Origin of the sequence: Mesorhizobium sp. M0152, assembly GCF_040322415.1 — a bacterium.
In the GTDB taxonomy this organism is placed as follows: Bacteria; Pseudomonadota; Alphaproteobacteria; order Rhizobiales; family Rhizobiaceae; genus Mesorhizobium.
The window spans coordinates 1-12,415 of sequence record NZ_JAMYTH010000076.1; the positions used below are offsets into that span (position 1 = coordinate 1).

Sequence of the window (12,415 nt, forward strand, 5' to 3'; positions counted from 1 at the left end):
ATGAACGAATGTTCCCACACGCTTTTTTAGCCGTAGCTACTGGAACGGAAACAGCTCTGCGATATTTGAATCAAATTCGTTGCGTGGGGTTGCGATGCGTTAGCGTACCGGCGATGGTCGGTTGTCGTTCATTGCTCCCATGATGCCCGAGCTGGTCGAGAAGCCTCCTGAGGGCGACAATTGGGTTCACGAAATCAAGTTCGACGGTTATCGCTCCCAGGTGGTGAAGGATGCCAGCGGCGTTCGCATCTTCACCCGTCGCGGACTCGATTGGACAGCGAAGTATCGCGACCTTGCAAAAGCTGCCGCCGATCTCGACGGTGAGAGCGCAATCCTCGACGGCGAGATCGTCGTCTCAACGATCACGGCCTGTCTGACTTCGGTGCGCTAGGCAAAGCCATCACCCGGCGCTTTGGAAGAGTGTCCAGGAGCGCGCCGGCCCGGCGCCAAAGGGCATGAAGCGGCCGGCGGCGCAATGGATCAAGCCAGGCATTACTGCCGATCATCTTAGCTCCCTTGGTCACGCGATGCGCAACAGCTCGCGCAGGCGGGCCGGCAGTCGCGGCGAGGCATGCAGTTCGGCACAGCTCGCCTCCCATCGCTTCAGATACTCCGGGATCGGGATACCGGTACGGCTGGGCCAACGGTTGAGCGCGCCAAGCGCCTCGACGCAGTCCGGCGCGCGTTCGTATTCGGCAAGGATGGTCACCGACATTGACTGAGCGAATGGATGGAGGCCGGGTATTTCAATCTCGCTGCGATGGTCGGAGAACCACGCCGCGGCGTCGCGAGTGAGCCCCTGGTTATCGGCGAGCGCGCTATAGCGGTCGATGATGTCCTGGCGGTATCGGGCGATTGCATCGCCGAAAGCATTGTCGCCCGCGAACGGCGGGTTCTCCTTCCAGCCCTTCGCCAGGCGGCCCATGCCATGCAGCGAAAACGCCTCAACCATGGCTTCCTCGAGCCACTGGCAGGGCGGCGCCGGCTTGGCATCGGCCTGCCAGCTGTTGGCGGTGACGTGGCCGAGTTCGTGGCCAAACTGGTAGGCAAGCTTCGACCAGTCGCGCTCGCCGATGTCAACGATGATCCAGGCCATGCTGGTGCCGTCCGGATGCAGCCAGATGGCCGGCGTACCGGACGTGTGCTCGTCCACGCGCAGCCGCGTCGGCTGGCGATCGGAGACCAGGCGGACACCATCCAGGCAGGCGTGCCGCATGCGCTCGACGACCTGATCTGCCGCGCGCGGAAGCATGTGGCCCCAGTCGCCGGCGAGTTCGATCGGGGCGATGAGGAGGGACGGCGGTGAGGTGGCCGGTGGTGCCATGGCTGCGTAGCTTTCCCCGAGGGCGTCCCGAGCCGGTAACGCTGCAGGAATCAGGCTTCCGGCCGCTGCGCCCCCCAAGAGTGTCACGAAATCTCGTCGTCGCACTTCGATTCTGATGTCCGACCGCCCGGATATAAACTACCATACTAGTCCACCCATGGCGAAGGCTCGGAAGCGGATAAGGCATCGGGAGTGGGCGAGGCTATCTTTTCGCAAAACTTTCAGCGGAAACGATCTTTCAAGTTGGCAGGTGGCGCACGAAATGTCCATTCGCCTTGAGATAGGGCTGGATTTATACGTTTGACGGAGATTCCTGCGCCGTTCAGTCGAACGGTTTTTGATTTTGTTGCGCTCCGTCCGCTAATATGTCGGCAAGAAATTCACATCCTGATGAGAATACGGTGAGGCGAATGATAGATCATGTTCATGTAATCAATCTTGATCGCAGTGTTGACCGCCTTAAGAAATTCTGTAAAACCAACGATCATCTTCGAAATATCCGTAGATTTCCTGCAACTGACGGTAGATCTGTAGACCGCGATCGGCTTGCACGGGACAAAATCATCTCGCCGGATCTTGATTACACGGCTGGCAGTTTGGGCTGCGCCGTTTCTCACGTCGCGCTCTGGCGAGAAGCTGTTCAACGTGGTGAGGCTGTGACTGTGGCCGAAGACGATGCGATCTTTTCTCGCCACTTCGAACTGCATACGCATTCGCTGTTGGCAAACATTCGTGCTGACTGGGACTTCATCCTTTGGAGCGCAAGCCTGCGGTGTTACGCTTGGCTAGATGCCCTCCCAGGCGGAACTGGTGCAAGACTCGAGTTCTTTTCTGGCGAGGTGATGACACGTGTTCAGGACTTTCAAGAGGCTGAAACGGAACCCACTCTTCTACGCGCGCACCATCTTATGGGTCTAGTATGTTATTCAGTTTCTCCAAGCGGGGCACGCGCGCTACTTGACTGGTGCCTTCCCATACGGCCGATGATCGTCGATTTCGCTGGGTTCGGTCTCAGGCTGAACAACGTTGGAATTGACTGCATCATCAATGGGGTGATGCCGTCGCTCAAAGCGTATGTGTGCCTTCCGCCGTTAGCGATCAGCGATGAACGACCAGAAGAGTCGGTGCGGATCAACACATGAAGTGACATCCAGCGAAACGCGACGCCCGCGCCTTGAGGTGCTCGCCTCACGAATTTTTTGAATGCGGGCAAGCGGTCGCATCTACCGGATTGGCCCTCACAGCAGATCTCCATATTCGGCTCGTTACCCTGCTCAGCCGCCATGCCTGGCTGCGGCATCTGTTGGCACTTGTGCCTTGCTAACTCTGGTGCGGCCCTCCTCCTGTAGCCGAACGAAAACCTCTAGGTTATTCTTGAGTCTCTGATTGGCTGGGTCGAGTTCAAGTGCCCTTTGCCCCCATTCTACCGCACGGTCTATCGCATTGAGATGCCACGACGCGACTGCACCCAAATCAAACAACCGAAAACCCCAGCAGCTCGGGTCGTCCAGATAGCTGTTGGTGCGGTGCGTCTTCTCGACCCCGTTGGCGCAAGCCCAGAACAGATTCAGCCAGTCGGCCTTGCCGTGGAACTCTTCGGCGAGGTCAAGCCAAATCTCCCGGCGGTGGGGTGCCTCCATCCGTGCCTTATCCAGCCAGGACAATCTCTGCTCCGGCTGCATGCCCGCTAGGTATCGCATTGCCTCGGATCGTTCTTCGCCCCATGTGCTAGTCGGCAGCGCAAGGTAGCGCTCAAGCAGCTGAACGGCCCGCTCTTCCTGGTTCGCCCACATCAAGTCTCGTCCGAGCCAGAAGCATATCTGAGGGTCGTGGGGATCTTCCTTGTGGACCTGCTCCATAAGCGGAAGATACTGTTTGCGGGTAGTCTTGGTGTGGTCTTGGAGTTCGGCTATCACTACATCGTCGCAGGCCTGCGTCACCTCCTGCTCGCCGGTAAAGCACAGTGTCTCGTGGACGGCGCGCTTGCACCGGTAACCCCAACGGGCATGAATTTTTTTGGCCGGCCACGTTCGCGGCGCAGGATCGTCGAGGCGGGAACGCCGCGAGGAGCGACACCAGATTGCGGTCGTTCCGGGCGTCCACGCCGCTTCCAACTTAGGCCGCCAACCAGGTTCAAGGAATTCGTCCATATCCATGGTGATGCACACGTCGGCATCGGCCGGAATCAATGCCAAGACAGCGTTCCGAGCGTCATCGAAGCGCCAAGGCCGGATCGCAATCCTATGCACCGTGACACCCGCACTTTCCAGCCGCTGGACGGTGTCGTCGGTACTGCCGGTGTCGGCGACGATGCGGTAGTCGGCGTCGACCCCCGACATCGCCCAGCGCTCTACATGAGCAGCTTCATTGAGGGCGATCGTATAGACGGCAATTTTCAAGGGGGGTTGCTCCCGGATTTGCGCCTGAAGGCCAAGGACCCAAGAAAAATGTCGGGGCGGTCCCGATGGTTCGGCCGGTCGACAGCTGTGGGAAAGCTTTCTGCAGCGTCCTCAAAGTTGTACATCGAACGATTGGCGAAGGTTACCTCAATCACGTCGGGGAATGGTACGTTAGCGATCACGTTGAGCGGCGACCAGTTGTTTCCATGCACGTGTACAATTTGGAACACGTCATTCAACTTGGTGATGATCTGCGTCGCCCGGTCACGCCAGTCGCTGTTTGCCGCTTTCGAGAACCCGTGAAATTCACCCACCAGTTGCGCGATACGACGAAGATCGTCGGCAGACACCGTCTCAAACGCCTCCCACTCCGAGCCTTCGATATCTATCTTGAAAATCAATCGTCCTTTGGAGTCGGGGACCTTCTCGATCACGCTTCGGATAGACTCGGAACTGTCGGTTGCTTTTGACGAAATCTTTCGGCGAAAGAAATGGAACCGCTCGTGAGCGGCGGGCGGGCGGGCGATCGTGTCGTCGAATTGATAGACATCTATCCCGCGACCCGCGATTTCTTGATCCCAAGACACGTCGTTACCGATGCCCGCCGACAATGCTCCGACAATCCCCTCAAAATCGTCCAGCATCACGTAACCGCCGTCGCCGGTCTTATTGCCGACTCGAATCTTTGCGCGGCCGACCGCGCTGCTTGGAGTGAATTTCGATAGAAAATCCAGCAGCTTTTCTTGCAAGGCGCTTCCGCCGCGCGCACTTTTGAACTTGTACTCATCGCTGCTGGTGAAGCTACGAAGGAGCGCTTCCAGATTCGCTGCGTGCTGCAGATGCCAACGGATCGACGCCTCGTTTTCGGGTTCGCGCCCTAGTAAGACGCGATATGCCGTATGCACTGCGTCTGCGCCCACTGCGTCGCCGAGGAGGAGAAAGGTCGACTTCTTCGTCGATGCCGAGCCCCAGAGAACGGTCCAGGAGAAGACGCTCGCGCCTCGTTCGCTGAAAGGCTCGCGATCCAATCGGAGCGTCCTCCATCCTGCAACCTCGGTATCGGTGTTCTGGAGGTGTGCCGGCTCCTCGTCGTTGGTAATGAGTGCGAATTTGTATTTCTTCCGAAATGTCGCCAGATATTCCACCACCGTTTTGTTCGGAAGGTGCTGCAGGACGTCCTTGCAAATGAGAAGATCGGCGGGCGGAAGTTTTGCAAGCGATTTGAATGTTTCAAACCCAATCTTGCCGCTGCCAAATTCGCGTTGATTGCGCTCAACAACCGACGAAACAACATCAACTCCGACATAGCTTACCTCGCTCCAGTCTATGTAGCGCGAGAATTGCCAATCACCGCAGCCGAGATCAACGACGCTGCGGATGTCGTTTCGCGTCATGAACCGTTGGAGGAACTCCCGGTACTCCACGGTCTTGTCAGGTGAGGATCCGACGCCGCTTCCGTGCCCCCAGCTTTGTTTCTCATAGATTAGCGAAAAGTGGCGTTTGATTTCTTCCGTTGAGTCGTTGGAAACGAACCTTCGCGCGATCTTGTTATAGGTAGTGTCGACTTCCATGACGGCGTTCGCGTCGAGGTCCTTGGCTAACGGCCATGATTGCGACTCCCATAGATGAAACGAGAACGCTTCGGGGAACTCGCGGTTTTTTGAGAACATGTCTTCCAGGCCTGCCTGGTCCCAGCCAGGCCAGAAGAAAGACGCGGCAGGCTCAATGCGGAGCAATTCCGGGCGTTCCGTCGCGAGCGCCATCGGAATCTGGACCGAGAACTTATTCCAGGCGTCGCCGACCGTGCCGCCCGTGAAGTCGCGATAGGCCTCATACCAAAGGTGGAGGAATTCAGCATTCGGCGGGGCTATGATGGTGGCGTTGCATAAGCCTACTGGTTTCCTAGAGCCGTCGTTCTGAGCTCTTTCCTCGCGTCCCATGACGACGCGACCATCGAGTAGCGGCTCGAACGGGCGTTGGCAGATCGTATCAAGATCAAGGTAAATGCCGCCTTGCTCGAGCAGAATCCGCAATCGCAGAACGTCAGCCTTGTGCGCAAAATGCTCGACTGGATTGCCGAACACTTCGGTCGGCAAGTCGACGTAGATGAGTTCCACGTCTCCCTTGATCGCGTCCCAATACGTCCCGCTGGGCTCATGATGATAATACACTTTCGCCCGGAAACCTTGATTCACCCGCAACGCCGAGCGTATTGCCATGTAGTGAATGAACGAGAACGGCTTGCCCCCGAAATTTCCATCGAGACCCGTGATGAAATGGAAGATTCGTGGGATCGATGGCTTTTCAGTTGGGCGCAACGACGCAGTAGCATACGCAGGGTTGGCATCGCGGCTTGCAACGGTTGGCACGCTAACGCCCAGTCCCGGCGTCGCAGATGGTAGCTGCTCCGCATCCTCCAGCACATGTCTGACATCCTCAGCATCGACGCTCGCGATCCAGGATTCGCTGTCGGCGATGGCGTAAGAAATCAGCAGCCGCTTTCCGTCGGGATGCCAAGCCAGGCCAGCAGCGAATTCGACGCCCTTCCGATCGAAGAAGAATGGGCGGCTCACCTTCCGCAAAGTGTCCGTCACGTCAAACCAGACGAATCGATGGTGATAATCGCGCCGCCCCCCCGGCGGCCTGACAGACGATTCGTGGATCATCGCGAGCCATCCGCCATCGATCGCAATCGTTTGCGTGCCCCCCCTGAATTGTTCGGCAGAGATAGCCGGCGCCTTCTCCGAAATCGTTTGCGCGTGATCATCGACGATACGCGTGGGGTCGCACAGATAAATGAATTGCAGCTGCTCGCCACCGCTATCCGAGCCAGCCGGCTTGATCCGGGGCATCCAGTTCTTCTCGTGGAGCTTCGGCCCGGCGGGGTGGAGCACACGCCAGTCCGTTAGGCGGTACGGCCCGGGTCCGCGGTCGTCGATGCGCGCAATGACCTGTTCGCACCATCCGTCAGCCGTCAGCTCGCGCACGCACGACACGCCCCACAGCGCATCCCGCCAGGCAAACAGGCGTATGTCCTCAAATCCGAGGACCCGATCGTAAGCGGGTTTCGGCATATCAACCGGCGGCAATATCTCGCTTGCGGATTGGATGGCAAGTTCATCGCTCAATCGGAGCAGGAAATTACGCGTGTGGATCGGTGCCTCGTTGGGCGTCTTGTATTGGCCATCCTCGGTCAGCGTATAGTTGACGCTTCGCTGCACCAGCAGGAGCTGATCGCCCAATCTCGCTACCGACGGATTGATCGGCAGATAGCCGTCGGGCACCGTGAAATCGACCCGCCGCGTCGAGAAGGACGGCATCATCGCTTTTGCCGACTGCAAGTAGAAATACAAATTCGACCTGGCCAGTTCCCTGGGGCCGTCGCCGATGGTGCGGTTCAGCGCCAGCCAGTTGCATGTAGCGAAACCGCGGTCCTTGCGCACCGGATCGCGCGCATAGTTTGCCGCTATCGCAAACTCCTCCAGCAGGCCTGTCGTGTAGATGTCGTCCTCGAGAAACAGGATGTCCTGCTCGGGTCGCTTGATCGCCAGCCCCGCTTCGGAAAACAGTACGCTGGCGTCGTTCATCCCCTTGTCGCGATAGAACCGTGCCAGGTCATAAAGCGGCTCGGCGCGTTGCGGCCGTTGATTGAAGGCGGCAAGCGCCTGGCCGACGAAGCCGGGCTCGTCGCCGAGCTGGCGCAGGCAGCGCGCCTCCTGCAGGCGGGCGTTCCACGCCTCCTCGTCCCAGCCGCCCATGGCCGCGCGTTTGGCATAGGCCACTGCAGCCTCCGCCGTCCGCCCCGCGTCGCGATAGGATTGCGCCAGGTAAAACCAGTAGCGTTGATTTTCAGGGTCCTTCTCAAGGGCTTCCAGCAAAAGTCTGGCATCACGCTCGAACTTGTCCACCCGGTTCGAACCGCTGGCGTGATCCTTATACCAGGCACTCCTCAGTTCCTGCACGCCACCGGGCACGTCGAGATATTCGTGGGTCACACCGTGGTAGCGCGCGCCGGCGTCGCGCCTGACAAGGCGCGTGTTCCAGTAGGCGAGGCCGGAGTCCAAGCGCTGCAGCAGCCGGTAGCCCGGCCCGTCGAGCCGCTCGCGGAAGCCGGCGTCCTCGACGATAAGCTCCATGTCGGCGTCGTCGAACAGCAGATAGTCATAGCCGAGCGGCGAGGCATAGGCGTAATCGAGTGCGGCGTTGCGCGCCTGCTCGAAATTGTGGAATGGGAATTCGTGCAGCTCGCCCGGCAGGTTGCGGGCGGCGAAGAACGATTTGATGAAATCCTGGGTCCCATCGTTCGATCCGGTATCGCCGATGACCCAACTGTCGATATGGTCGACAACCGCTCCGAGACAGCGTTGAAGGTTCGCCATCTCGTTCTTGACGATCATGTTGAGGCAGAGCCGCTTGCCGCTTCTCATCGTGCTCTATCGGCTCTCAACATGACTGTCGGGGAGGCTACGGTTCGCGTCTGGCCTTGCGAGGTCCGCTTCGACCAGATCTGCCACGCTTTGATCGCCTCAAGCATCCCCCGCTGCCTCCACCGTCTTGCCGGTCCGGCCGCCGAAACAGCCTGTAATTCCCAAAGATCCGACCATTCTTCTCAGCCTTCGCGCAGGTCGTCTGGTGGAAAATCCATCGTGGTTAGCGATCGGCCGTCGCGTCAGCACGCGGGGCAACCACTATCGTGAAAGGACCACATCCGAACTGCAACTGCGGACACTCCTTCGTCCGACCCAACCTGTTTTCCGCTATACTTCGGCGCCAATTATTCACTGCCGTCAAGGTCGGGGTAGCCAGACCCGCACGTGGATTTCGAACTGCGGAAGCGATGGTGTCCCACCTCGCCGGCATCATCAGCAAGCGCCGTGGACTACGCCTTTTGGTGGAGTATTAGCACCTTTAACTACAGCCTGAAGCCGACGGTACCTGAATCAATTCCGGTAAGATCATGATTTCCTCGTCGTTTTTTTCCATTCAGTCCGCCGGCACCGCTCGATCACTGCCGCCCCTGCTCGCGCAATAATTAGAAGTTGCTTAAATGATAGTTTACAAGATGCTAATTTTAGAATTTACTAAGATGAAGTGTTGGGAAACGCCCGCAGACTAGTCGGGCGCACGCCTAAATTTGTGCGAAAGCTTCTCCGTGAGTTGAGTTAGAGGGTCTGGGTTCAAGGCCGTTTCGTAGATTGGGAGGCGCGTCCGCCGGCCGCGCTGACCCTATCCCGTGTCTATGCCTCCCCCTGATTTGGAGGCGGACGGTTCCCCATTCCTCGAGAGTTGTCGCCGAGACGTAAGCGTCACGGCAACGGGAGTGGGGTTGTGAACCGAGTAGTATCGCGTGCGTGTTGCAAGGGCCATGAACGCCCCGGACTGGATGAGGTCCATGGAAAAGCGCAGCTAGGCATCAGAACAGATCGCCCGGATGGGTTGACCGGCGCGCCTCGAGTCTGCGGTTGCGAACTCTTTCTTTTATCATCAGAACCCGGCCGCTGTACCTGGGAGGTCGAGACAATCAAGCTCGATGTCGAGCTCCCGGCCGCGCGGCAAATAGTGCGGCTGCACACGCGATTTTATCGTCCGATGCTGGCTTCGTTTGGCATCGGGCACTCGACGGCAACTGGAAATTGACGGCGCGGCATAGTCGCCGCTGACCAAGGAGGTTGATATGAGTTTCACTGCAGGATTTGCGGTTATGGAAGTCACCGTTAGGGGCGTTTTGCCGATCGGCGACGCGACCGAAAATGTGACTTACTTTATCCTGGACACCGCTAAGAGCGCGATCGTTGGCCAGGTTGTCCTCCCCAAGGCGGTCAAGCGAAGCCTCGCCGTCGCTCTTACCGTCAAGGTGCCAAGCACCGCCGGCTCTTTGGCGATTGGCACGTTTGACGATGGCGGGAATTTCCAGGTCGCCAGCTTCCTGCGCGTGGAGATCCCAGCCGTAGAACGTCCCGACGGTGCTGTCGGGCCGTCCGGACGATGAAGCCTGTGAAGCCCAATTGTTCTCAGCGCTCGCCGGCCAGGCCGGTGGGCGGTTTCCGCTTGAACTGAATTCGAAGCCAACAGGAGCCAGTTATGGCCCGCGCCTCTGAAATTCTTTTTGTCGATCCTTCAGTCTCCCACCTCCAGACGGTCCTCGGCAACCTGAGGCCAGAAGTCCATGCAATTGTGCTCGATGGCCGCCGACCGGCGGCGCAGCAGATCGCCGCCGCATTGTCAGGACACGAAGGGCTCGACGCGGTGCACGTCCTCGCGCATGGCGCGCCTGGCCGGGTTAGCTTCACTGCAGGAGAATGGTCGGCCGCCACATTGAAGGAAGAGGCTGAGGATCTTGCCGCAATCGGCAGGGCGCTTGCCGCGGACGGCGAGTTGCGGCTGTGGAGCTGCGAAACGGCATTGGGAAATGCTGGCGAGAGATTCGTAGCCGCGCTGGGCTATGCAACGGGCGTGGAGGTGCGCGCGTCGCGATCACTTGTTGGCGCGGCGAGCTTAGGCGGCGCCTGGGAATTGTGCGTACGCGAACATTCGTCGGCGCCTCTTCCGCCACTGACCTCACATGGAACAGTAAGTTACACTGGGCTTCTTACGTCTGGTGATATTACTCTCACTGGGACTACAGACACAGGCAGTAGTAAAAATATTAACACGTACTATCTTATTGATACAAATGGCACTGTTTCCACAGCTGACGATACAGTCGTTGGCAGCTTTGTTCTTAATTCGGCAGCCAACGCCGTAGCTCCTAATTTTGCCGTTACAGTAACAGTTCCTGATATTACTCACACCTATCTGATATACGACTCCGGCTTCCACTTATATGGCACTCTTACGCCTGTCGCCGACATTGACCTCGTCACTCCGGGCGACCAACCGGGTTATCATTTCGAAACTACGCCAATCAATAGCCCCGGTGGCTCAAGCAATGATGGCAATCACTTTACTGGCGGCGATGTAAGCGTCGCAGCTGCAGGCACCCCGGGTCCAACAGGGCCCACCGGGGCGACCGGCGCTACAGGTGCGACCGGCGCAACTGGTGCTACTGGAGCCACAGGCTCTACCGGCGCAACAGGAGCCACGGGTACGACCGGAGCGACAGGGTCGTCCGGCGCAACTGGCGCGACTGGCGCCACGGGCTCGACCGGAGCAACCGGTTCGACCGGAGCCACAGGTGCAACTGGCGACACCGGCGCTACAGGCGCTACAGGTGATACCGGAGCCACGGGTGCGACCGGAGCGACAGGCTCAACCGGAGCGACCGGCACGACCGGGGCAACTGGTTCGACAGGAGCAACTGGCTCGACTGGCTCGACTGGCTCGACTGGAGCAACGGGTTCTACCGGAGCAACCGGTGACACCGGCGCAACTGGTGCAACCGGTGCAACCGGTGACACCGGCGCAACTGGCGCTACGGGTGATACTGGAGCCACGGGAGCGACCGGCTCCAATGGAGCCACTGGCTCGACCGGAGCAACTGGCTCGACGGGTGCGACCGGTGCGACAGGCTCGACGGGTGCGACTGGGTCGACCGGAGCAACCGGAGCGACGGGCTCGACAGGTTCGACTGGCTCGACCGGAGCCACAGGTGCTACTGGCTCGACCGGCTCCACTGGAGCCACCGGCTCGACCGGAGCAACCGGTTCGACCGGTGCGACTGGCTCGACCGGAGCCACCGGTTCGACCGGAGCAACGGGCTCGACCGGGGCAACGGGCTCGACCGGTGCGACTGGCTCGACTGGAGCAACGGGCTCGACCGGAGCAACGGGTTCAACCGGAGCGACTGGCTCGACCGGAGCAACGGGCTCGACCGGAGCGACTGGTTCGACCGGTGCAACGGGCTCGACTGGAGCAACGGGTTCGACCGGGGCAACAGGCTCGACCGGAGCAACGGGTTCGACCGGGGCAACGGGCTCGACCGGAGCAACCGGTTCGACCGGAGCGACTGGCTCGACTGGAGCAACGGGTTCGACCGGGGCAACAGGCTCGACCGGAGCAACGGGTTCGACCGGAGCCACCGGTTCGACCGGAGCAACGGGCTCGACCGGAGCCACCGGTTCAACCGGTGCAACTGGCTCGACTGGAGCAACGGGCTCGACCGGAGCAACGGGTTCGACCGGAGCCACCGGTTCGACCGGAGCAACGGGCTCGACCGGGGCGACTGGCTCGACCGGTGCCACCGGTTCGACCGGAGCAACGGGCTCGACCGGTGCGACTGGCTCGACCGGTGCCACTGGCTCGACCGGAGCAACCGGTTCGACCGGAGCGACTGGCTCGACCGGAGCGACTGGTTCGACTGGAGCAACGGGTTCGACCGGGGCAACGGGCTCGACCGGAGCCACCGGTTCGACCGGAGCCACCGGCTCGACCGGAGCAACGGGTTCGACCGGAGCAACGGGTTCGACCGGAGCAACGGGCTCGACCGGTGCGACTGGCTCGACCGGTGCAACTGGCTCGACTGGAGCCACCGGCTCGACCGGGGCAACGGGCTCGACCGGAGCAACCGGCTCCACTGGAGCCACCGGCTCGACCGGAGCAACCGGCTCGACCGGAGCCACCGGTTCGACCGGAGCAACTGGCTCGACCGGGGCAACCGGCTCGACCGGAGCCACCGGTTCGACCGGAGCAACGGGCTCGACCGGTGCGACTGGCTCGACCGGTGCCACTGGCTCGACCGGAGCAACCGGTTCGA

Annotated in this window: 7 protein-coding genes and 1 pseudogene; 4 read left to right on the plus strand and 4 right to left on the minus strand. The window is 60.0% G+C overall.

Features of this window, described 5'->3' with window-relative positions:
- The first annotated feature begins 142 nt into the window (after positions 1-142).
- Positions 143-391, plus strand: a complete 249-nt coding sequence (locus tag NKJ26_RS32315; protein WP_352699830.1) for an ATP-dependent DNA ligase — start codon at positions 143-145, stop codon at positions 389-391.
- A gap of 129 nt (positions 392-520) precedes the next feature.
- Here NKJ26_RS32315 and NKJ26_RS32320 read toward each other — a convergent pair whose 3' ends face one another.
- Positions 521-1,411 (minus strand): hypothetical protein, encoded by an 891-nt coding sequence (locus NKJ26_RS32320; RefSeq protein ID WP_352699831.1) that lies wholly within the window; start codon positions 1,409-1,411, stop codon positions 521-523.
- 323 nt (positions 1,412-1,734) lie between these two features.
- On the opposite strand from NKJ26_RS32320, the gene NKJ26_RS32325 reads away from it, so the two are divergent.
- Positions 1,735-2,466 carry a glycosyltransferase family 25 protein gene (locus tag NKJ26_RS32325; RefSeq protein WP_352699833.1) on the plus strand — a complete coding sequence of 244 codons (732 nt, stop codon included), beginning with the start codon at positions 1,735-1,737 and terminating at the stop codon, positions 2,464-2,466.
- A 132-nt stretch (positions 2,467-2,598) separates the two neighbouring features.
- Here NKJ26_RS32325 and NKJ26_RS32330 read toward each other — a convergent pair whose 3' ends face one another.
- Both NKJ26_RS32330 and NKJ26_RS32335 read right to left on the minus strand, forming a co-directional pair.
- A complete protein-coding gene (locus NKJ26_RS32330; protein WP_352699835.1) occupies positions 2,599-3,723 on the minus strand; it encodes a tetratricopeptide repeat-containing glycosyltransferase in 1,125 nt (374 codons plus the stop codon).
- Positions 3,720-8,150 carry a glycosyltransferase gene (locus tag NKJ26_RS32335; RefSeq protein WP_352699837.1) on the minus strand — a complete coding sequence of 1,477 codons (4,431 nt, stop codon included), beginning with the start codon at positions 8,148-8,150 and terminating at the stop codon, positions 3,720-3,722. The genes NKJ26_RS32330 and NKJ26_RS32335 overlap by 4 nt, the downstream gene beginning before the upstream one ends.
- A 1,247-nt stretch (positions 8,151-9,397) precedes the next feature.
- Here NKJ26_RS32335 and NKJ26_RS32340 point away from each other — a divergent pair.
- Both NKJ26_RS32340 and NKJ26_RS32345 read left to right on the plus strand, forming a co-directional pair.
- Positions 9,398-9,712, plus strand: coding sequence for a hypothetical protein (locus NKJ26_RS32340; protein WP_352699839.1), 315 nt, complete (start codon positions 9,398-9,400; stop codon positions 9,710-9,712).
- 92 nt (positions 9,713-9,804) lie between these two features.
- Positions 9,805-10,254 (plus strand): annotated as a pseudogene (locus NKJ26_RS32345) (DUF4347 domain-containing protein); the annotation flags it as partial.
- A gap of 407 nt (positions 10,255-10,661) precedes the next feature.
- Here NKJ26_RS32345 and NKJ26_RS32350 read toward each other — a convergent pair.
- The coding region (locus NKJ26_RS32350; RefSeq protein WP_352699841.1) for a DUF4573 domain-containing protein at positions 10,662-12,415 on the minus strand (1,754 nt) is incomplete at its 5' end.

Bases quoted from the DNA above. Each gene is read 5' to 3' on its own strand.
- NKJ26_RS32315 (WP_352699830.1), top strand. From the start codon at position 143: ATGCCCGAGCTGGTCGAGAAGCCTCCTGAGGGCGACAATTGGGTTCAC.
- NKJ26_RS32325 (WP_352699833.1), top strand. From the start codon at position 1,735: ATGATAGATCATGTTCATGTAATCAATCTTGATCGCAGTGTTGACCGC.
- NKJ26_RS32335 (WP_352699837.1), bottom strand. From the start codon at position 8,150: ATGAGAAGCGGCAAGCGGCTCTGCCTCAACATGATCGTCAAGAACGAG.
- NKJ26_RS32340 (WP_352699839.1), top strand. From the start codon at position 9,398: ATGAGTTTCACTGCAGGATTTGCGGTTATGGAAGTCACCGTTAGGGGC.